Annotated in this window: 20 protein-coding genes and 1 other RNA gene; 9 read left to right on the top strand and 12 right to left on the bottom strand. The window is 49.3% G+C overall.

Annotated features, from left to right (window positions below):
* Position 1: 1 nt before the first annotated feature.
* Positions 2–1,165 carry an ADP-forming succinate--CoA ligase subunit beta gene (gene sucC / locus DESTI_RS20080; protein WP_014811812.1) on the bottom strand — a complete coding sequence of 388 codons (1,164 nt, stop codon included), beginning with the start codon at positions 1,163–1,165 and terminating at the stop codon, positions 2–4.
* A gap of 1,011 nt (positions 1,166–2,176) precedes the next feature.
* Between sucC and DESTI_RS20075 the strand changes: the two genes are divergently transcribed.
* The 8 genes from DESTI_RS20075 to DESTI_RS20045 all read left to right on the top strand — a co-directional run bounded on the left by DESTI_RS20075 (position 2,177) and on the right by DESTI_RS20045 (position 9,878).
* Positions 2,177–2,563 (top strand): hypothetical protein, encoded by a 387-nt coding sequence (locus DESTI_RS20075; RefSeq protein WP_014811811.1) that lies wholly within the window; start codon positions 2,177–2,179, stop codon positions 2,561–2,563.
* 331 nt (positions 2,564–2,894) lie between these two features.
* Positions 2,895–5,000, top strand: a complete 2,106-nt coding sequence (lpxC, locus tag DESTI_RS20070; RefSeq protein WP_014811810.1) for a UDP-3-O-acyl-N-acetylglucosamine deacetylase — start codon at positions 2,895–2,897, stop codon at positions 4,998–5,000.
* 252 nt (positions 5,001–5,252) lie between these two features.
* Positions 5,253–6,044: a PTS system mannose/fructose/sorbose family transporter subunit IID gene (locus tag DESTI_RS20065; protein ID WP_041286349.1), complete on the top strand. Its 792-nt coding sequence runs from the start codon at positions 5,253–5,255 to the stop codon at positions 6,042–6,044.
* Positions 6,041–6,328, top strand: coding sequence for an HPr family phosphocarrier protein (locus DESTI_RS20060; protein WP_014811808.1), 288 nt, complete (start codon positions 6,041–6,043; stop codon positions 6,326–6,328). Before DESTI_RS20065 ends, DESTI_RS20060 begins: the two co-directional genes overlap by 4 nt.
* The gene (gene ptsP / locus DESTI_RS20055; protein WP_014811807.1) at positions 6,306–8,144 is read left to right on the top strand and encodes a phosphoenolpyruvate--protein phosphotransferase; all 1,839 of its coding nucleotides are present in this window, start codon (positions 6,306–6,308) and stop codon (positions 8,142–8,144) included. The genes DESTI_RS20060 and ptsP overlap by 23 nt, the downstream gene beginning before the upstream one ends.
* 6 nt (positions 8,145–8,150) lie before the next feature.
* Complete coding sequence (smpB, locus tag DESTI_RS20050) at positions 8,151–8,624, top strand: SsrA-binding protein SmpB (RefSeq protein ID WP_014811806.1); 474 nt, start codon at positions 8,151–8,153, stop codon at positions 8,622–8,624.
* An 86-nt stretch (positions 8,625–8,710) separates the two neighbouring features.
* Positions 8,711–9,065, top strand: a transfer-messenger RNA (tmRNA) gene (ssrA, locus tag DESTI_RS30210).
* Between the two features lie 189 nt (positions 9,066–9,254).
* Positions 9,255–9,878 carry an NYN domain-containing protein gene (locus DESTI_RS20045; RefSeq protein ID WP_014811805.1) on the top strand — a complete coding sequence of 208 codons (624 nt, stop codon included), beginning with the start codon at positions 9,255–9,257 and terminating at the stop codon, positions 9,876–9,878.
* A 33-nt stretch (positions 9,879–9,911) separates the two neighbouring features.
* Here the strand turns inward: DESTI_RS20045 and DESTI_RS20040 are convergent, their stop codons facing one another.
* The 7 genes from DESTI_RS20040 to DESTI_RS20010 all read right to left on the bottom strand — a co-directional run bounded on the left by DESTI_RS20040 (position 9,912) and on the right by DESTI_RS20010 (position 14,329).
* Positions 9,912–11,165: an SIR2 family protein gene (locus tag DESTI_RS20040; protein ID WP_014811804.1), complete on the bottom strand. Its 1,254-nt coding sequence runs from the start codon at positions 11,163–11,165 to the stop codon at positions 9,912–9,914.
* 71 nt (positions 11,166–11,236) lie between these two features.
* Complete coding sequence (locus tag DESTI_RS20035) at positions 11,237–11,530, bottom strand: nucleotidyltransferase family protein (protein WP_014811803.1); 294 nt, start codon at positions 11,528–11,530, stop codon at positions 11,237–11,239.
* 265 nt (positions 11,531–11,795) lie between these two features.
* Entirely contained in the window at positions 11,796–12,224 is a 429-nt protein-coding gene (locus tag DESTI_RS20030) for a type II toxin-antitoxin system VapC family toxin (RefSeq protein ID WP_014811802.1), read from the bottom strand.
* On the bottom strand, positions 12,221–12,466 hold the full coding sequence (locus DESTI_RS20025) for a hypothetical protein (protein WP_041287370.1): 246 nt from the start codon (positions 12,464–12,466) through the stop codon (positions 12,221–12,223). The genes DESTI_RS20030 and DESTI_RS20025 overlap by 4 nt, the downstream gene beginning before the upstream one ends.
* Positions 12,467–12,524: 58 nt before the next feature.
* Entirely contained in the window at positions 12,525–12,815 is a 291-nt protein-coding gene (locus tag DESTI_RS20020; protein ID WP_014811800.1) for a hypothetical protein, read from the bottom strand.
* Positions 12,816–13,402: 587 nt separating this feature from the next.
* Positions 13,403–13,762 (bottom strand): hypothetical protein, encoded by a 360-nt coding sequence (locus tag DESTI_RS20015; RefSeq protein WP_014811799.1) that lies wholly within the window; start codon positions 13,760–13,762, stop codon positions 13,403–13,405.
* 336 nt (positions 13,763–14,098) lie between these two features.
* Positions 14,099–14,329 carry a thioredoxin family protein gene (locus DESTI_RS20010; protein WP_014811798.1) on the bottom strand — a complete coding sequence of 77 codons (231 nt, stop codon included), beginning with the start codon at positions 14,327–14,329 and terminating at the stop codon, positions 14,099–14,101.
* A gap of 345 nt (positions 14,330–14,674) precedes the next feature.
* Between DESTI_RS20010 and DESTI_RS20005 the strand changes: the two genes are divergently transcribed.
* A complete protein-coding gene (locus tag DESTI_RS20005) occupies positions 14,675–15,199 on the top strand; it encodes a class IV adenylate cyclase (protein WP_014811797.1) in 525 nt (174 codons plus the stop codon).
* Between the two features lie 160 nt (positions 15,200–15,359).
* Here DESTI_RS20005 and DESTI_RS20000 read toward each other — a convergent pair whose 3' ends face one another.
* From DESTI_RS20000 to DESTI_RS19985, 4 genes are all read right to left on the bottom strand, one after another.
* Positions 15,360–16,148: a hypothetical protein gene (locus tag DESTI_RS20000; protein WP_014811796.1), complete on the bottom strand. Its 789-nt coding sequence runs from the start codon at positions 16,146–16,148 to the stop codon at positions 15,360–15,362.
* Positions 16,149–16,919 carry a hypothetical protein gene (locus tag DESTI_RS19995; protein ID WP_014811795.1) on the bottom strand — a complete coding sequence of 257 codons (771 nt, stop codon included), beginning with the start codon at positions 16,917–16,919 and terminating at the stop codon, positions 16,149–16,151. It lies immediately after the preceding gene.
* Between the two features lie 375 nt (positions 16,920–17,294).
* On the bottom strand, positions 17,295–19,097 hold the full coding sequence (locus DESTI_RS19990; RefSeq protein WP_014811794.1) for a tetratricopeptide repeat protein: 1,803 nt from the start codon (positions 19,095–19,097) through the stop codon (positions 17,295–17,297).
* A gap of 310 nt (positions 19,098–19,407) precedes the next feature.
* Positions 19,408–21,366, bottom strand: a complete 1,959-nt coding sequence (locus DESTI_RS19985) for a tetratricopeptide repeat protein (protein ID WP_157212223.1) — start codon at positions 21,364–21,366, stop codon at positions 19,408–19,410.
* Between the last annotated feature and the right edge of the window lie 26 nt (positions 21,367–21,392).

Raw genomic sequence — 21,392 nt, 5'->3', positions numbered from 1 at the left:
ACTAAAGGGACTTGGCCTTGGCAACCACCAGTCGTGCGGCTTCGTCCAGGGACGGTATCATCTCTATGGGAAGACCGGATTGCTCAAACAGTTCGCGGCCTTCTTCGATGTTGGTTCCTTCAATTCGAGCAACAATAGGGAGCGCTACTCCGCGGGCGTTTAATGCTTTGATAACGCCTCGGGCCAGCACATCGCACCGCAATATGCCACCGAATATATTAATGAAAACTACCTTTACCCGCCGGTCGTCCAGAAGAATATTCATCGCGTCTGCCACGCCCTGCTCGCTTGCTCCGCCTCCTACATCCAGAAAATTAGCGGGAGAGCCCCCGTGGAGAGCGATCAAATCAAGCGTGGCCATAGCGAGACCGGCTCCATTGACGATACAACCGATATCGCCGGTCAGCTTGATATAGCTCAATCCGTCTTTTCTTGCAGACAGTTCGAGCAAATCTTCCTGGGACCTGTCTCGCATCGATTCCAGTTCCGGATGTCGGAACAGGGCATTTTCATCCAGGTTGATCTTGGCATCCAGGGCGAGAACCTTGTCCCCTGAAACGATCAACGGATTTATCTCCGCGAGAGTGCAATCGTACTTTATGAACACGTCGTACACTGCACTGACCGTTTTCGCTATTTGCTGTGCATGAATCTTGTTGTCGCTCAGCTTGTATGCCAGGAGTCTTGCCTGAAAAGGCGTGAGTCCTCGCAGCGGATCGACCGCGATCGTGATAATCTTTTCCGGTGATTCCCGGGCAAGCTTCTCGATTTCCACACCGCCTTCAGAACTCGCCATAATCGTGACTTTGCCGGAAGTCCTGTCCAGGACGGCACCGAGATACATTTCCCGGTCGATGGGAAGGACTTCTTCTACCAACAGAGCGCTCACCGGTTTGCCTTCCGGTCCGGTCTGGTAGGTCACCAACTGGCGTCCCAAGATTTCCGATGCTTTAGTCCTGATATCGCCTTCTGCGGAGACGAGTGCAACACCGCCGGCCTTTCCTCTGCCGCCTGTATGCGCCTGTGCCTTGAGAACCACCTTTTCAGTTTTCAATTCCCGTGCGGCAATCTGTGCTTCCAGGGGATCGTAACAAACCGAGCCTCTGGGAATAGGTACCCCTCGCTTTGCCAGGATTTCTTTTGCCTGATATTCGTGAAGATTCATAAACCAGGGCCCCCAATTTAAGTAAGACTGCTTGAAACGTATCTGTACGCGCAGCCTCAAAGAGAAACGTCATTATACACTGCAAAACACAAACAATGACTGTTTAGTTTACCTGCCCCACCGTTCACAATCAAGAAAAATGCAGATGATGACGCAACCGTTCACGTACGTGCGGAATGCGGTGAATGCCCCGAAGGGGCAACCCAATGGTAGCCGTGGGTTGTCAACCCGTGGACAGCGCGATGTCCATAAACATGGTTCAACGACCCTGAAAGGGTCGACCAACAGGCAATGATTCCCAACTGTCATTGGTGGACACTTTCAGGGTCATGAAGACAAAGGATTTTGCCGTTCCGCTTCCGTGGGTTTGCACCCACGGAGACGGTGTATCTCGTTATTGCCGACCCTGGAAGGGTCCTCCAATTATGTTCAGGAATTGTTGCGCCCTGGACGACCTCGCTAGGGTCGTTTGCCAAGGATTATGGCATGCTGTTCCACGGGTTGCACCCGTGGCTATTATTGGACCGCCCTTCCAGGGCGCAGATTCCCAAGCGCCCGCTCGTGACTGAACGATTATAACAATTGCCAAAAACTAATGTCCGATTAGAGATAGGAGTATTGGTGGGTGCCGGCCTCCGTGTCGGCACATCTTCAATATAATAAATGATATCAATAGAATGGACTGGCAGGGACGCCAGTCCCCACTGATATCTTGAATTAGAGCGTAAGATAAAACGTCAGAATTTTCGACAATCAGTCCCACGATGAAGACGTATTTGTTCACGTAATCTCAGGGAAGACTCCTCGTCTCATGAGCCGTAAGAAAAAGTGAAAAAGGCTATCTTGTTTAAGATGATGGATAGACATTACGTTATTCTGATATATTGCTGACTTACCACTATTGCTACTATTTCTTCTAGCAATTCAACATAACTATTTAACTAAGTACGATTTTGGTGTACAAGTCTCCCAGCTTTCGTTGAAAGCCTATCTCTCGGGAGGCGTTTCACAATGCGAATTCTAGCAGCAGTTCTTTGTTCTCTTGTCATGGTAACCTTCATCTGTGCATCACCTTTCGTATGGGCGAACGAATCGATACAACCGCCGCCAACGAATCTGGCAGATCAACTGCCGACCAAGGCCAAAGGTTCGATTCACCTGGTGGACGCCAGTGGCTCCCAGGACGGGGTGGCTCCCCAGAAGCTCGATGTTTCAGGGGCTGCAACCAGAACGCTTGTGGGTGTAGATAGTTCCAAACCGCTTAAGCCCTGTCGGAATTGTCCTCAAGGATCGTCGGACACCGGGAATACTCAGGCTGAAGGAGTCACCCAAAATGTTCCGGATACGTCTCAACCTGCACGCGCGGGTTGTAAGAATTGTCCGAAAAGCCCAAAATGATGATTTGAACTGTTTTATGGCAGGCTGCATCGCCGACGGTAGGCGGTAAGCTGCGAGAATACGGATGCGCGTGTATGGAGACGGGAATCTCAGACAAATTTAGGAGTGGTGACATGTCACCACTCCTGAAACAGAGGCCAGGCAGAGGGAGGCCTGTCATGAATCCGAGCTCGTTACTAAACAACTTCGGTCTTTCGCTTGGGCAATTGTTTCGGTAAGAGCGAGCGATGACGGGTAGCAGTAACAGATTTACTCGTATGATTCTGCACTTACGAGGAATGAGATTTTTTTGATTGCTTGCTGTCGGTCCCCAAGCTATTATCGTCCGATTATGAAAAAAGGCAGAATACTTGTAGTTGACGATCAGGAAGAAATCCTGGAATCTCTGGGCGCAATCCTGACGGATGAAGGACACTCGCTGATTAAGGCCAGAGACGGTCAGGAAGCACTTCATATCGTTCAGAGCGATTCCCCTGATATAGTTTTCCTGGACATCTGGATTCCGGGCATTGACGGGATGCAGACACTGAAAGCCATCAAGAAGATCGATCCGCAGTGTTCCGTCATCATGATGAGCGGACACGGGACGATTGAAACCGCGGTCAAAGCCATCAAGCTGGGTGCCACTGATTATCTTGAAAAACCGCTTAATCTGGAAGACGTTCTTCACCTGGTAGACAAGGCCATTCTTGTCAAGGAATCTGAGAAGACAAACTCAGGGAACGGTACTGCTCAGGCTCACCTTATCGGCACATCGTCCAAAGTGGCCGGTCTCAAGAAGACCTTGGAAAAAACCATAGCACAGAAGGGGGCTGTCTGGCTTGCGGGCGAGAAAGGAACGGGGAAGGAGTTCCTGGCGCGGGTCATCCATCAGATGGAAGGCAAAGATCGCGATAATCTGATAAAGATCCGTTGTACCGAACTTACTACTGAAAACGTGCGCGAATCTTTGCTGGGCAAGAAGTCCGGTTCAGGTAGTGTGCTTTCATCTTTCGACCGCCGCAGGAATGAGAAGACTTTGCTGCTCGTGAGAGTGGATCGGCTTGCACGAGACGTGCGCGATCCTTTGGCCGCCATTCTTCGCGAGCTGATGATTTCAGATGGAAAAAATCCACGATCCGACTCCTCGGAATTCAGAATTCTTTCCACAAGCCTGACCGATGCAGACGATCTGGTCCGCACGGACGGGTTCCCTCAGGAGTTGGCGGATTTGCTGGCCCAGAGAGTGGTTCGAGTTCCCTCTCTTCGCGAGCGGCCCGATGACATTCCGCTTTATATCGATCACTTTCTGCGGGAAGCGGGTGAAGAATTCGACCGGAACACGGTCGAAATGGACAACGAGGCCATGGATCGCCTGCTTGCGTACCCCTGGCCGGGAAATGTAAAAGAGCTCAAAGTTTTGATCGAGCATGTGGTGATGACAGCGCCCGGATCGCAGATTACGGCAAACGACCTTCTCATTCCCATGACGGGGGTACTGGGCAACTCCGGTGTAGATACCATTATTGAAGCCACACCGGAACCGGTCACATCTGAAAGCACGCCAAATGTTACGATTATCCCGGGACCGGCCGATCGAGAAGTAATGTCGGAAAGCAGCAACTCCCGCCAGAAAACGCTGCGGGGAAGAGTAGTCATGTACGGGCAGGGGCTCCACTCCGGAGTGAAAACGGGCCTGACATTGTCGCCTTTGCCGCCGTCCAGTGGAATTCTCTTCGGTCATATTACTTCAGCAGGTACAGTTCCGGCAGTGATTTCCAATGTGGAATCAACGGAATTATCCACGTGTCTCAAACGAAACGGTCTGCTGGCCAAGACTATCGAGCACCTTATGGCGGTGTTTCACGTGTACGGCCTTACAAACGTGCTCGTGAAGATTTCAGGCGAAGTGCCGATTATGGATGGCTCGGCTCTTCAGTTCTGTAATCTGGTTGAGAACGCGGAAATCATTGTACAGGAAGATCCAATCGAAGAAGTCAGGATAACCGAGCCCATCGAACTGCCCGTGCCTTCGGGAAGCCCGAAGTTCATGAGGGTGGAACCGTCCGATTGCCTGGAAGTGGATTACTTTCTGGACTATCCGCCGCCAATAGGCACGATGCAGATGTGTTACAGGTGTGACGGCCCCGAGAGTTTCAAGCAAGAAATAGCCCCTGCCCGAACCTTCGGATTCGTCAAACACATGCGCATGATGGATGAAATGGGGCTTGCGGGGGGCGGCAGACTATCCAATGTCATCCTCCTGGATGATGAGAAAGTGGTCAATCCACCGCTCCGTTATGAAAACGAGTTCGTCCGTCACAAGATTCTGGACATAATAGGTGATTTTTACCTGTTCGGGAGACCCTTTAAAGGCAAGATTATCGCCCGCCGGACGGGACATACCGAGAATATTGCCATGCTCAAGCTCATAGGTGAAAAGATGGGGATCCTGTAAGCACCACGATAATCAGATGTTAAAGAAAGTTGCGGTAGTTTTGTTACTATGTTGTATGAGCCATGTTGTTGGCTCGTGCGCATATTTTCCCAAACTGGATCGATCGCCGGCTGTTACCTCTCCGGAGTCTCAAAAGAGGATTCCACTCCCGCCGACCATAGAGGATTTCGACGATCATGACGATTAAAAACGTATCCGAACCGCGTTTTCTTGTCCATTGACAGGTCTGAGACGCTAGTCTAATCTTGTTCCATGCGCTATAAGATTTCCGATTCCATCAGTATGAGAGGGGTTAACCGGAGAGTCTTCGAGAGATCTTTCCTTATGGAAGTCTTGTGGAACTATGAAAAAAAGCAGAATATCGGATTCGTATTTTGTTTTTTCCCTGCACTCGAACGGTTATACCCGGATGAGGAAGAGCGGAGAGAAGCAATACGCCGCCATTTAGAGCCGGTGAATACACATCCCAGCATGGGACCGCTTCTAGCCGGTTTGACAGCCAGACTGGAGCATGATCTTGAGCCGTCTACGATCATTCCTTACAGAAAACGTATCATGGCTACTTTGGCTGCATATGGCGATCGTTTTTTTTGGAGTCATCTGAAACCGTTGGCTGCGGTATGCGGGACGTTGTTCGGCTTCTTGTTTTTCGGATCTGTGGTTGGCATTGTCATACTGCTGGCAACGTACAATCTGCCCCAGTTTTTTCTCCGCGGTCGAGGGTTTCTGATGGGGTGGACGGAAGGCCTTCAGATCCTTCAGATCCTTAAGAGTCCGGGAATAGCGGCGATTGTTGCCTCGGCTCGGGATGTCCTTGCGGTTGCTCTGGGGCTTTTGACGGGGTTGATCCTGTATCTGGGCATGAAAGTACCGGTGCCGGAAGTCTCAGTGAGATTGGTGGCCGGAGGCGGGCTGTTTGTTGCCGCTTTGGCTGCTGTAGCTCTCTTTCGTCTGCAGATGCCTCCTGCAGCAGTCATTTACTTGATTGCATTGGGCGTGTTTTCCATATTCGTATTTCTTCAAACGGGGATGCTGGTAGTATGATTCTGAATTACGAACTCTTAGAAACCAAGCTCACGGTGAGCAACGAATTGGGGCTTCATGCAAGAGTGGCCACTATGATGGTACAGGCTATGCAGAATTATTCTTCACAGGTCACGTTGGTGAAAGATGGAGTGGAAGTTGATGCAAGAAGTGTGTTAGGATTACTTCTTTTAGCTGCGACGCCCGGGTGCGAGATAACTGTACGAGCTTACGGCCCGGATTCCGAGCAAGCAATCCAGGAGATCAGTCGATTAATTCAAAATGAAGAGCCCGAAAAAGGTTAGCGGGAAAAAAAACCGTACGTCGCCTAAAGCGAACGAGAACGACAAGAACAAATTGATGCGGGGGGTTGGAGTATCCGGCGGCATCGGAATCGGTCAGGCCGTTGTTATCGAACGTTTGACAACGGAAATCTGTCCCAAACGCATGCTGAAACCTGAGGAAGTACCTGCGGAAATTATCAGGTTCGAGGGTGCGGTCAAAACCGCGGCTGAACGCATAAAGTCCATCAAGGGTCACATAGGACCGCATCATCCCCTGGGGGATCACGCCTACATCCTGGATACGCACATTCTGCTCCTGAAGGACAGGATGTTCTACGAAGGCACAAAGCAGGCCATCGCATCCGAGAAGCAGAATGCGGAATGGGCATTGTCCGAGATAATGCTCAAGATAACCTCAGCGTTCGACACCATTGAAGATGAGTACCTGAAGGAACGGGCGAGAGACATTCATTTTGTCGGCGAACGCGTGCTCCGTATTCTGATGGGCATTGCTACCGAAAAGAAAATCCATCAGTTACCGCCGAATTCCATCATAGTGTCGCAAGATTTGTCTCCGGCAGATACTGCTCAGATCAGAAGAGAATGCGTGCTCGGATTTGCCATAGATATGGGGGGTAGAACCTCTCATACCGCGATTATGGCCAGATCCTTGAAGATCCCTGCTGTCACCGGTTTGGAGAAGATCAGCAAGCAGGTACAAACCGGGGACACGATCATAGTCGACGGCAGTACGGGAGTGCTCATTATCAACCCCGATCCGGACGTAATCTTCAGGTATCGGGAAAGACAAGAGCTTTATAAGAAATACCAGCAATCTCTCATGACCTACGGCCGTCTGCCCGCGGTTACACGGGACGGATCGAGGTCTGTTCGTATTTCCGCGAACATTGAGCTGGTGGACGAGATTGACATTGCCTATTCCCATGGAGCTGAAGGTATAGGACTGTTCCGAACAGAGTATCTTTTCCTGGGAAGACCGGATCTACCATCCGAAGAGGAGCAGTTTCAAGCATATCGACACGTTCTGGAACACCATGCTCCGAAACCGGTTACCATCCGTACCCTCGACATAGGCGGTGACAAGATTGCAGTAAGTCTGGATACTCCGCATGAGACGAATCCGGCTCTGGGATTCAGGGCGATCCGGCTTTGTCTGAGCAGGACTGACCTCTTCAAAACCCAACTGCGTGCAATCTATCGAGCTGCGGTTTACGGCAACTGCAAATTGCTGATTCCTATGATCTCGTGCCTTCCAGAGTTGTTTGCCACGAAGAAGCTTCTTGAAACCGTAAAGGAAGAGCTCAGAAGCGAAGGTCTATCATACGGTAATGACGTAAAGCTGGGGATTCTGGTGGAAGTTCCTTCTGCGGTGGCGATCGCCGATCTCTTGGCCAAGGAGGTCGATTTCTTCAGCATAGGAACCAACGACCTCATTCAATATGCTCTTGCGATAGACCGCGTGAACGAACATGTTAATTATCTGTATGATACGCTTCATCCAGCCATCCTGAGATTGATACGGCAGATAGTGAGTGCAGGCCAGGCTGGAGGCATTCACGTGGCAATGTGCGGAGAAATGGCCGGTGATCCTGTGAACACCCCGATTCTCCTGGGTCTCGGTCTGGACGAGCTTTCCATGAATGCTCTTGCAATCCCCTTGGTGAAGAAACTCATCCGATCGATCAGTATGGACGAATGCCGGGAGCTGACCTGGCAGGCGTTCCAGATGAGTGACGCCCGGGAGATCCACGGTTTCCTCGAGTCCTGGATCAGGAAACGATTCCCCAAAGACTATTTTATCGATCAGAATCAATAGTTCTCTATGACGCAAAACGACGGCATAAAGCTGATCTGCAAGAACCGGAAGGCGTTTTTCAATTTTGAGATTGAAGACACCTTTGAAGCAGGGATCAGTCTACTCGGTTCGGAAGTAAAATCTCTCAGGAGCGGCAAGGCCAATCTTTCGGATTCGTACGGCAAGATTGTCGATGGAGAGCTTTTTCTGGTGGATGCTCATATTTCTCCATATGCACAGGCGAATCGGGAGAACCACGAGCCTCTTCGCGACCGCAAGTTGTTGATCCACAAACGAGAGTTGAAAAGGCTCACCGGGAAGGTAGCGGAGCGAGGCTTTTCGCTCATACCATTGAAAATGTACTTCAAGCGTGGTAGGGTCAAAGTGGAAATGGCTCTCGCGAGGGGCAAGAAAACCTACGACAAGCGAGAAACCATTAAGAAGAAAGACCAGCGCAGAGAACTGGAACGTCTGGTGAAGTATCGCCAGAGATCCTCATAGTCTCATTTTTATTGTGAGCTAGAGGAAACAAAAAGGCTCTGCGAGTGTCTTCACTAAAGCGATCTTAATATTTCCCATCTTCGAAAGGGGGCGACCTGGTTTCGACGGGGATAGTTGAGGTCAAGGCTGCATGTCGAGCACTCCGGTGACTCGTAAAACCGCCGGTAAAAAAAGATACTCGCCAACGATTACGAGTACGCTCTAGCCGCGTAAGGCTAGCACTTCTCCGTTTCTTTCCTGTGGGGATGGAAGAAGTGAGGGCAGCAGGATAGCCGAGTTTCCGTGCCTGTTGGAGATGAGGCGAAACACCTAGCGGGCTGGTCTGAAGGGAACCTTTTCCGAGGGGGTCCCAACGGACGAGAATCAAAACTCGGAATAAGCATGTAGAGGCCTTCGGCTGAAGATTTCCGGACGCGGGTTCGATTCCCGCCGCCTCCACCAGATGAAATCGTCAGTATTATGAATATTATTCGTGAAAAAAGACGTAGGATGCTGGGTTTCTCATAATTGCTTGACTTGTCAGAACGATTCCGGTCTAATTGGTGTCGAATTTGATGTATATTCCCCCCATTCGTTTCGACGATGGGGCGCGGGGCCCTTCTGGGGCCCCTGCTTATTTGAGGCTGCTTATTGAGAACCTACGTTTACATAGACGGCTTCAATCTCTACTATGGGGCAGTCCGGGGTACTCATTACAAGTGGCTCGATTTTAGGGCTCTCTGCAAGCACATCCTCAAACCTCACCATGACATTCTCAAAATCAAGTATTTTACAGCTCGCGTTCGACCCACTCCACATGACCCTGACAAATATATTCGGCAACAAACTTTTCTGCGGGCACTGCAAGCTTATCTGCCAGAAGTAGAGATCTACTATGGGCATTTCTTGAGCCATCCCGTTTGGGCACCTTTAGCAGATCGATCGGAAGGTCCACCGCGTATAAAAGTCATAAAAACTGAAGAAAAGGGATCTGATGTCAACTTGGCAGTCCATTTACTGAATGACGCCTGGCTGGATTCGTATGACTGCGCTGTCTTGATTTCTAATGATAGCGATCTAGCGGAGCCTTTGAAGCTGGTGAGATCTCAAAACAAGAAACGCATAGGAGTGATTACTCCTCATAAGAATCCTCAATCGCGGCAATTGATCAAATATGCCGATTTCGTGGGGAAAATAAGAGAGGGAGTTCTGCGAATATCCCAGCTCCCAGACCCGATTCCGGGAACGAATATTCACAAACCGGCAAAATGGTAGCTTCTCGGTTGCAGGTTACCAAAAGAAGTCGCGTCAGCGAGAGTCTCTTTGCCGAGACGTTCGCCTCGCACAATACTGTCTTAATTCAGCCATCCTGCTCTGAATGTCTTCCCAAGAAGTATCTTCAATCCATTTCTCAATGGTCGCAAGTTGCCGATCTCTGACCCAATCATCCCATCTGGTCAAAACGTTGCCCCGTGAGCGCCATTTCAAGCCATCGGGATCTTGATGTATTACTATGATCTTCTTTTTCTTGGAGGAATTCATCCACTCAACTACCTGCGCATTTATGCCTTGATCTCCAAAACCGTACCCGGAAACGATCAGAAGATCTGTTTGACTCAAAGCACGACGAAATTCAAAGAAAAGGTCAGCGAAAATTCTGTTCGTATATTCCAGCATTTTGTTGAAGGTTCCAACCAGCAGTACAGGGCGACCACGGTTACGAGCATAACGCCGCCGCAATTCGCCACTTGGAGATTTGATGAGCCAATGACGCCCATCATCGGCAATACCTACAGGATCGTTGATTCCCGTAGCTGCGGTAGGTTTATATCGGAACCAGTTCACAGATCCATGAAGCTTAAACAGCCGCACTTTATGTGAAGAATCAGAAAACGCCTTTGGTGACCAATAATGGTAACCATTTTCTGGTGGTTCGAATCCGGCGGTATATTCGATATTCTGTTTTTCAAGATAGGATTCAAGAATGGTATCATGATTTAAGGTAAATATTTCAAGAAATGATGTTTTCAGATCACAGCTTGCGTCGCGGACGCAATTCAGATAATCCAAGTTGGTCGGTTTGGTACTCTCGAGAAGGCCACAGACGGTATCACTAATGAAATTGGTAGCTTCTTCCGCAATTTTATAAAATTCCCATTTCGTTTCGCATTCATCTATGCCCAAGAGCGGGGAGATATCTGGAAGAATTTTGTCGACAAACGGCTGAACAATCGGATTGTCATATTCTCCCATTTCACTATCAAGTATCTGGAGAGCTAAATAGTATAGGTCTTCATAATTTACGGGGGGAGTATCGTTGTAATACGGCTTAGAATTATAATAGCGTTCGATCTCAACGGATAACCTCGTCAGGAATTTCACAACTCTTTCGACATATTCGGCCATAATGCCACAACAAGATTGATCAACGTAGTATCTTCCGTTCGTATGCCGCATTATGCCTGATCCTGAGAGAACGCTTTGCGTTATATCATCCACCGAGGGCATTTTAGCGGGAAGCGAAATGCCAGAACCAAAAAGAAACGATACCCGTTTAAGCATTTTTCTGACTCCCGGTCTCATTGATCCAATTTATTAGTTTTAATGAGCCGCAAATCGTGGCCATGTACGACCTATAATCCCGCTGCATAGACGGTCTCTTCGAGAATTGTGGATCTAATTCGGGGCTTGATGCTATCCGATATGACAAGATCGACCGGACGTTCAAAAAGGCCTTCCAGGAAGAATTTCAGGTCGAAGTAGTTATCGAAACTGGCTATCTCAAACTCAACGAGAAAATCCATGTCGCTGGTTTCCGTCTGTTCATCGCGGGCGTACGAGCCGAAAATTCCCAGGCGGCGAACGCCAAAGCCACGGATGGCGTCCCGGTTTTTTTCCAGTATGTTTAAGATTTCATCGCGAGTCATTTTCATGTTTCTCCGGCCCATCTGCTATTGAATAACAGTTTCGGTTTCTCCAGAAAAGATTGGCCATTTTGACCACTGATGAGAAATCTCCAGGTAGTTGGGGGACCTTGGTCTCGTTGCGGCGATGAATGAAACGAATTTCTAGTAATTACCGTAACTCACCGATTCTGCACCGGTCAAGTACTATCTTTGCTCTAGATCGTTGGGGAACATCCCCGCTCTAGATCAGAGAACATCTCTAAGGAACGAATTTGGGATGGATCGGTCAGATGAGAGGATTCTTCCACTTCAGCTTGGTGAAACGTGCAAAATCAGAATCGGTGGAGGCCAACTCGCAGCCATGTTCGATGGCAAGAGCAGCTAAATGTGCATCTGTAACCAAATTGGCAACGGCCTGACCTTCCACTAGCATTTGCTGAAGAATAGTCCAGTGACGTTCAGTTGGACGAATGATGCGTGTACATGGCTGGTCCAGCCAACTCTGGACACGAGCAAGTGCTTGTTCGAGAGAAAGAGGTGTTTCAAAAACCCTCGAATTGGTTCCTATCCGAATAAATGCGCAGAGAACCGTCCAGCATAGACATACAGTTTCAGTGCCGGATAGCTGGGTATCCCACCATGAGCGGGCTTGCTCGTGACGAGGGTGAAGAGAGTCTTCCGCATACAGAAGAATGTTGGCATCGACGAGAATCAACGGAAGTCCTCTCCTTCGATCTGAGCCAACAATTCTTGAATATTATCCAGATTACGACCGGATCGAAGGCCCATGGCGTGAGGTTCCGTTCTATAGGCACGCTTTCTTGCAGGCTTCTCCATTTGGTCAAGACCGGCACGAAGAGCGTCATTTACAACCGCTCTGAATGGCCTGCGGAGTTTAGCTGCAATTGCCTTCGCCCTTTCGATCACGTCATCGTCTATTGATAATGTTGTTCTCATGAAAGTCATCATGACATCTTTCATAATGATGTCAAGACATCTCCGAAATCTTATTTCTTCAGTTCGCGAGAGTTGTATCAGGAAAGAACATCCGCTCATGTTGTTTCTTCGTTGATTTAATCGTCTGCAGGTACTGCATGAGCTGCTCTCTAATCTGATCGGATGTCCGATATCTCATGGCTGAGAGTCCCACACTGACTATTATGAGATTGGAACACAGGTGCTGCCAGGTATATTCCAGGTCGTCGCAGAGTTTGAGTAGCGTTTCATCTTCAAGCGATTCGCGAGCGATCCTGAGCCCCTCCTTTACCTTTTCATCCATCTCGCCTAACGTATTCTGATTGCCCATCGAAGAAGCTCCTTTGCCTATCATGATCTTCTACCCCACCCTGAATTCTGCCCTTCCAAAAAGCCGAATTGCAAAGGACGTGCCAGGAAGACTGTTTAGATGCTGCTTTTGTCTTTAAATCGGCTCTGAATGCGTGTTTGGAGGGTCTTCTCCAGCGATTCACGAACAGGGCTGTTCCTGCTTGGACATGAGAGATAGGAAGGGCAAAACAGCGTCAGGCAGGGAATTCGAGGGCAGAGACCTTACAGTCCTTGTCTTGCTCGGACGCATTCCAAGAGCGGATCTAGGGAAATTGTTCCATACTAACGATGCCGAAACTATGGTTTGTTTTCCATACCCAAATGACAGGTTTGCTGCCAGAAGCAGCAAGAAACAACAAGAGAACTCCTACGTGACGCCACGGACACCTATGGTCCGAAACTTCGGGTGCGTAGGATATGGTGAGCGAAACGAACCGAATCGTCAGAAATACTCTATGCCGCCTTTTTCAGAAAAATTGGCTTGAAGATTGGCTTCATTGTGTCAGTGTGTGGGATGCGATGACCGTTGAGAACCGCATCTGTGTTTGCTTTCTTCGATCTCATAGACTAATGATGAAGACGCGATTGCCCTCCCCAGCCGGATGCGCCACGAGACTGCAGTTCGATCCGATCCGGATTGCCCCAGATCATGATAGGAGGTACGGGCTTTTCGGATTCGATTATGGCATTTATGAGAGCATTATAGAGCACCTCAATCCCCAGAAGAACCCGATCTTGCGGATGGCTTTTGTAATGCAGTGAATACTTCCCAAATCTCGCCTGATCTTCCGGAAGCGGTGCGAGCGCCGAGAAGGCTGCTTCCATCCACTGCAGCATCGGGCTGAAGTCGAAAGATGGCTCAAAAGTGAACTCTTTGCCTGTCTTGATGAGGCTCGCCAATCGGTGAGTCAGGTCTTCCATTTCCATGTCGTCACCTCCCCGACAAACCCTGTGAGCTAGGCAACTCTGCCGAGATCTTTGAAATACTCTCTACTCCGTTCCTAACGCGTGTCGCAGTGCTGAAACAAGCGGGAGATTTCACCAACCCGGTCTCGCCGCAACTAATTCCAATGCGCTATCAAAAGTGACAATGCTGAAGCCGGCTCCGGTAGGTCCCCGAAGCGAAGTCAGGCTGCGCCGTCCGTGGCAGAGGAGATCCGCCGGAGCCGGCAACTGATCGGCTTCCCGATATCACTCGTATGAAAGCGCATTGGTGTGAGACGTGAGAAACCGCCTCGCTTCCGAGCTTTCGGCATGCAACATTCAGGAAAGCCAATCTTCGAGTTCTTCCTGTTTGGGAATCCTCCCCGACATCTTGACCTCACCATCTACAACGAGCCCTGGGGTAAGCCAGACGCCATAATCAGGCAATTTTTTGATATCATCTATTTTGATGACTTCAGCATCTCGACCCAATTTCGTTAAAGTTTCCAAGACCATCTGGTAGAGTAAGTTGCACTTAACGCATCCTCGGCCCAATACTTCGATTTTCATGTTCGGCTCCTTATTCTGCGGTAAGCCGATGTAGAGCCTCCCAGAACAAAGCCGATGAAAAGACCTATTTAGACATAGTACATTGTAACGTCTAGTTATTATGAACACAAGACTAATTTCGTTATGATGCAACTGGCTGATACGAGTTAAAGGCTTTAACGATAGTATTTTGATGATCAATATAACCTATATCATACAAATTTGGCTATGCATGCCCTTTTCGAAATCTCAGGCCATAGTATCCATGATATTATGCCGATTCGGTTTTCTTCTCATAATCTGGGAGGCTGGAGATATCCTGTGTTCGACTTATTATGAATGACTTCAACCAAATTCGGACTTCCTATGGCGAGAAACATCGAAATCAAAGCCCATATCGAAAGCGTGGAGGCTCTTGCGCCCAAAGCCGCGGCCATCGCAGATAAAGGACCAATCGAAATTGTCCAGGACGATACATTTTTCAGGTGTAACTCGGGACGGCTGAAATTACGCGTCTTTTCCAATAAAGAAGGCGAACTCATCTTCTACCGTCGACCAGACCAGCCGGGTCCGAAGGAATCGTTTTTTCTTCGCTCGCCAACGTCTACACCCGACACGTTGCGAGATTCCCTGTCTCTGGCATATGGACAGGCAGGTCGCGTTCGGAAGCACCGCACGCTGTATCTTGTCGGAAGAACACGGATTCATCTCGACAGAGTCGAAGGCCTTGGGCATTTCCTCGAACTGGAGGTCCTCCTGGAAGAGGGCGAGCTCGCCGAAGCCGGCATCCGGGAAGCTCATGAGCTTATGGCAAAGCTTGGGATTGCGCCAGAGCAGCTCATCGAAGGCGCTTATGTGGATCTTCTTGCTCAACGAGGCTCCAAGACTTGAATGGAGATGAACTTGAGCGGTTTTACAAAACATCATTCTTTGTCAATACGTAGGATGCGCTGACCGACGGGAACCGCATCTGTCGAGTCGATCATTCATTTCTCGATCGATGCGGTTCGCTTTCGCTCACCATATCCTACAATGTGGATCTTTGAAGAAATCATTGTGGAGACCTCTTCGGAGACCCTCCTGATTGGTTTCGCGTCTTCTCCCATCTCATCAGCCAAACCAACAGCCATGATATCAGCAGCGGCCAAGCACTGCACAATATCCTGAAACGCTTCGATATCGCGTGATCGCTCACATAAATTGGTACGATTACGATTAGTACCGTAATGCTTATGCCTCCAAGAATCCCGAGGGCATACTTCAGTAACTCCGACTCTATCAGATCACTCTTGAGACGTTGTCCTACTGCGGTACCGTTTTGCTGAAGTATCGGCTTGCTCGCTTCTACCGCATTGTCAGATGCTTTGGCCTGGGCAATACGGATAAAGCTGTGATGAATTTGAAAGTAGTAAGGCAGTAGAAAAAAGATTCCCCAAAAGATGCTCCATAATTCGCGGAGCTTGTGCAGCATTGCGAAGACATAGGCTTCAAAGCCATATGCTGCCGCGGGGAGACCACTGAGCCCCGAGAGGAACAATGCAATACTCGCGAGAAACACTGCAATCCGAATGCCTGCAGGCCAACCCAAGCAGATCATCCTGGGAATAAAATCTGCATTGTCCCCTTTTTTGTTGGCTCTATAGCAAAGGGTTGTCCCTATGATGATGACGGTCACATTCAAAGCCGTCGACGCTAAGTCCTCAACGCTGAATGTGTACCCGGAGCAAACAGCAAGATTCCATGCGACAAATGTCGCCAAGTAGCATTTGAACTGCTCCCTTTCATTAACCCTGCCTTCTCGGAGGTCTTCCTCCAATTTCGACATGTTCCACCAGTACATCTAAACACTCCTGTGGACCTTTCGAGAAGCTATTGTCTCCGATGCGGTTCGTGTTCTCACATCGCACAACCAGACCGCTCCCGACATCAGCGCCAGACCAGGCAATAATAATGTTCTGGTGCGCTCCGAAAATTCTAGATCGCCCAAGTTCATTGCCACGATTAGGCTTAACACAGCAATTCCTATCCCTCCAACGACCGCAAGTGGATACTTCAGCGCTTCCCAAGCCAACTCTCGATCACTTTTGGGACGGCGAGTATTAATAGGTTCGACTTTCGCCATATTCTCAGGCGCTTTCGTCTGGGCAATTCGGATAAAACCGCTGTAAATCAAAGAGTAATAAGGCACAAGAAAAAAGACTCCCCAAGAAATGCCCCAGATATGCACGAGATGGTCCCGCATTGCGGATATGTATGCCTCAAGGCCATATGCTGCTGCCGGTAGGCGGACAACACCAGCAATCAACAATGCAATACTCGCGAAAAACACTGCAATCCGAATGCCTGCGGGCCAACCCAAGCAGATCATCCTGGGGATAAAGTCTGCGTTGTCCCCCATTTTGTTGACCCTATGACAAGAGATCGTCCCTATGATGGTAGCAGTCAGATTCAGAGCCGTGGAAGTGAGATCCTCCATGCTGAACGAATAGCCGGAACAAACGGCAAGGTTCCATGCGAGAAATGTCGCGGGATAGTACATGAAACGTTCATTTTCACTGACCCGACCCTCTCGGAGGTCATCTTCCAATTTCGACATGTTCCACCAGTACATCTAAACACTCCTGTGGACCTTCAGCAATTTACTCATTCGATCTGTGCATTCTTGGAATCCTCGATGCGATGACAAGAAAAGCAACGAGTCTCTCCAGAGCCATTTCCTCAAGCTGTTGCCGGGTCATTACATTCAAGTTATTCGTATGTGTACGAAGTCGTTCACTATAGATTCAAACTGGTCGATCCACTTAGCGTATTATTCATCTGTTGAGAAAACATTAGGCACTCCCTAAAGTTACAGCTAGCGTGCCTCAAAAGAGGATGGCTGATTCGCGTAGCCAAAGCAAGTTTTATACTCTTATAGTGATCGAATTAGCAAACCAGTAACAAAACCAAACAGTATGAATCGAAATTTCTCAAAGCTGCATTGTTCTTAACTGTCGGGAGGCAACGGATAATCCGGCCGCAATTGGTGCGCACGGATAAAGTGTTTCTTTGCATTCTCCTTTTGGCCTGCTGCCCGATAAGCACGGCCGATATTGTAGTGAGCTTCAAAATTGTTGGGAGCTGACTGCAAAGCTTCCGATAACAGTGCTATTGCCGTACCCGCATCTCCCATTTCCATAGATGCTATTCCGAGATTCACGCGGGAATTCACATATTCAGGCTTGAGCTGCAATGCAATGCGAAACTGTTCGGCTGCTTCTTTGTGCATCCCGGACAACAAGAACCCATTTCCGAGGTTGTGGTGAGCTATGTACATTCCCGCCTGAACTGGGGCAATCTTCTGCTTCTCAAATTGAAGTGCCTGCACATTGCCGGATCTCTCCAAATCCATGCAGGATTGACGTTTTCGTACAAGGAATTCTTGCTTCAGCTCCAGGGTCTTTCTGAAATGCTGAATCGATTCCTGCGGTTGTCCTGCGCGGATCAACGCATGGCCGAGAAAATTATGTGCAGTCCAATTGTCTGGATTCATCCGCAGGTTGTGGCTCCAGAGAGTTACCGAATCTTTCCACATGTGAGCAGCGGAATTGGTCTGCACAGCAAGGAATGCCAGATAAGCCGCAATACAGGCAATCATCACATAGGAAACCGAGGGACGGAGTCGTCCATACAGCATTCGCATGGCGAAGGCAAAAAAATGAGCAAAGCCGACCATGGACAAGTACATGAAATGATCGGCAGTATACGACAGCCTGAGAAAACCGAATTTCAACAGACCGCAGACTGGAAAAAGAGGGATCAAAAAATTCGCGGCACTCCAGAGAAGGGCTGCGGACAATCTCTTGCGAAGCAGGAACACCATAACCGCGAGTGTCACGAGAGAACCCAACGGAAGCCACCATTCCACGCTGAAAAAATCTACCTCCCAGGTTGCATAGAGAGGCGAAATCCCGGTCGGGAAGAAAGCTTTCTGAACGTAGAACCAGATTGCAGCAGCCGCGACAAAAGGCCGCTCCAGCAAGGGAACATCAGGAGATGTCTCGCCGTACGAGATTCCCTCGCTATTCATGGTAACCAGTCCTGTCAGGAGAGCTATCAGGAAAAAAGGAGCGATTTGCAGGACTCGCCGCCCAATGGACTGTCGATCGAGCTGCTCATGCAAGAATACCAGCGTGAACACCAATGCTATAGGGAATACCACAACTGTCGGTTTGGCAAACAGTGCAGCAATAAAAAGCAACAGAGAAGCCGCATAATGAGCGGAACTGCTCGTCTTCGCGTATTTCAGGAATAGTATGTACGAACCCAAATAAAACGCTGCGGCCATCACGCCCTTACGTTGGGCAAACCAGAGAATGGAAGAAGCCTGCACCGGATGAAGCAAGAATATGAGCGCGGAAAGCGATGCAGTCACGTCATCGGCTCCCGCTTCACGGGCAAGGAGATATACCAGGATTCCCACCAGACAGTGGAACAGCAGATTCACGAAAACCGTGATCCAGGCAGAGGGTTCGCCGGTAAAGACATTGTCCAGCATGAGGCTTATGGAACTCAAGGGAGCGTAATAGCCCGGAACTATTTCACCGCGAACATCTTTGAACAATGTCACAATGGTCTGAACATAATCCGTGCTTCCAAGAACGCGTGCATACGAAATCAGATCCCAGTCCACAAACGCCATGGGGATTTGAGGCACGTACAGAACGAGAGTCGCACCGATTGCCAGAAGCAGCGGCAGAATGCTTCGCATTTGACCGGAGATTGTGCCCCGTTCCGCTGGTGTGCTCATACCTGTTCGTACTCAAAGTCTCTTTGAAGTGGGGTGAGCATAGGCGCTAACCCAAGTGCTTTTGGTGGATTGTTCCGGAGGAACAACTGAAAATAGGCCGGCGATTCATCGCCGGTTGAGGTAAAATACAATTATTTTCCAGTCCCAGAGGGACGACTGATACACAAATCCCCGGCAATGAATTACCGGGCTATTTTCTTTAGTCCCTGCGGGACAAAGAATTACTGCAAAGTTAGCACCTATGGGGTTGGGGAACCTTCTTTATTGATGGCAAAAAAGCTTCCTCGAATCTCATTTCTTTGATTACACATTAGTATCCTTCCTTTTCACTGTCTGACCCATCACGCAATTGGCGCAACGCGGTTTCGAGATTATCAGCAGCCAGAGGATCTCCCGGTTTTGCTCTGAGCGCACTCCTGAAATGCGTTACTGCTTCCTGCAGATGTCCTGACATTGCGGAAAGCACACCGAGGTCCGTGTGTGCTGCAGCGTGTCCGGGATTCAAGTGTATCGTCTTCTGAAATTGGGTAACAGCTTCATTCTGCTTTCCCATTTCCAGAAGCGCCTTTGCCAATTGATAGCAGGAATCCGCTGCATACGGGTCCAATGCTGTTGCCTTATGAAACGATTCTGCTGCTCCCTGGTAATTTCCCATCTTCAACATCACGACTCCCAGGTAATGTCGGTACCGCGCATTCCCGGGTTCCAATTGCACGGCTCTTTCATAATGCTGCAGTGCTTCGGCATTCCGTCCCTGGTTACTCAAGAGTCCTCCCAGAGCCACGTGTGCATGGACAAAGTCCGGTCGGATTTGCAGAGATTTCTTGTATGCGGCTTCCGCCAAAGGAACATCACCTCGGGCATAGAATCCATTCCCCATAACCACGTTGACCGTTTCCGGCCGGTGCCTTAGTGAAAGTGCCTTACGTTCGTAATCCGCGATTTCTTCCAGGCTGCTTCCCTTTCTGATCATATTGAGGATCAGAAGGTTCAGGGTATGCAAAGTGCCTTCTTTTTCGATGTTTTCCGAAAGGGGGGGAAGCAGTTGCACTGCCTGCTTCCAAAAGGTCAACGGATCGCTCCATTCTGCAGCCCTGAGCCGGGTTGTTACGCCGAGCAGTACAATTGACCCGATCAGGCCGATTGAAACAGCTTTGCGCATGAACCCGGCGTCAATAGCGCGGCTGAAAGATTTGTACAAGAACAAACAAATATCAGCCACCACCAGCAGGAGCCCGATCATCGGCAAGGAAGCTCTGTACACGATGAACAAATACTGTGGCACGAGAAAGGATTCAGGGAGCAACGCTGCCACAAAAAAAAGAATTCCGAGTCCCGTGAGGGGGCTTCTCTTGAGCAGGACTAATCCTGAAACAATCAATGTCCCCGCAGCAAGCATCCATGCCGCTGCTCCCGCTGATTCGGTTATGGAGTTCACCAGGATCTGAGGAGTGATAATCTGCAGTTTGGAAGACGTGGGTACAAATATCGTTGAGACGTACAAGAACAGAATGCGGCTTTGGTTCACCAGTACCCGTGAGAACGTAAGTCCGCTTTCGTCATAGTATTTGAGGATAGTAGCCATGATGCCCGATGCTTCTTCGCCGGCCCCGTGGGGTCTTTCCAGGATCGACATCATCGCGAGCACCAGAACTGTTACGCCTCCGACAATTGCCCCAATGCGGATCAGCTTTCTGAATCCGGTTCCGAACAAGGCGAACTCTGTCAGAAGAACGATCGCAGGAAGAATGATGGCGTTTTCTTTGGATACCATGGCAAGCAGAAAGAACAGCAAGCTCAGCGGATATCCGACGGCCGCGGGTATGCGATTCAGCCTGGAAGCAACATACGATACAAGTGCAACGAGAAAAAACACATTGCACAACAGTGCAGTGCGTTGCCAGATGTAGATGACGAGCACCGATTGTACGGGATGCACTACGTAAAGCAGGCCCAGGAGAATTGACAGCACATCCTTTTGGCGGCTGTCACTGTGCGTATTGAGGGCAGGGGTCCCCAGGAGCAATCGCACAAGCAATGTTACTGCCACACCGGCCAGTCCCAGGATCAGTACATTTACCACGCGAAAATAATACGGGATCAGTCCCGCAAATCGGTAATTGGCATAAAAAGATGCCATTGTAAGGGGACGCTGAGGAAAAATCTTTATAACACTTCTCAGACCGCCGGATTGAAACAGTTCCTGGTTTTTTTCCAGGAGCATCGAATCATAATGGAATGGTCCATCAAGCGCGGGATAATTCAACACGAACACAATCCCGGAAAAGACGATAG

The organism is Desulfomonile tiedjei DSM 6799, from assembly GCF_000266945.1.
Classification (GTDB): domain Bacteria; phylum Desulfobacterota; class Desulfomonilia; order Desulfomonilales; family Desulfomonilaceae; genus Desulfomonile; species Desulfomonile tiedjei.
Note: the sequence above shows the minus strand (reverse complement) of the source record. Positions and strands in the feature narration are given on the sequence as shown.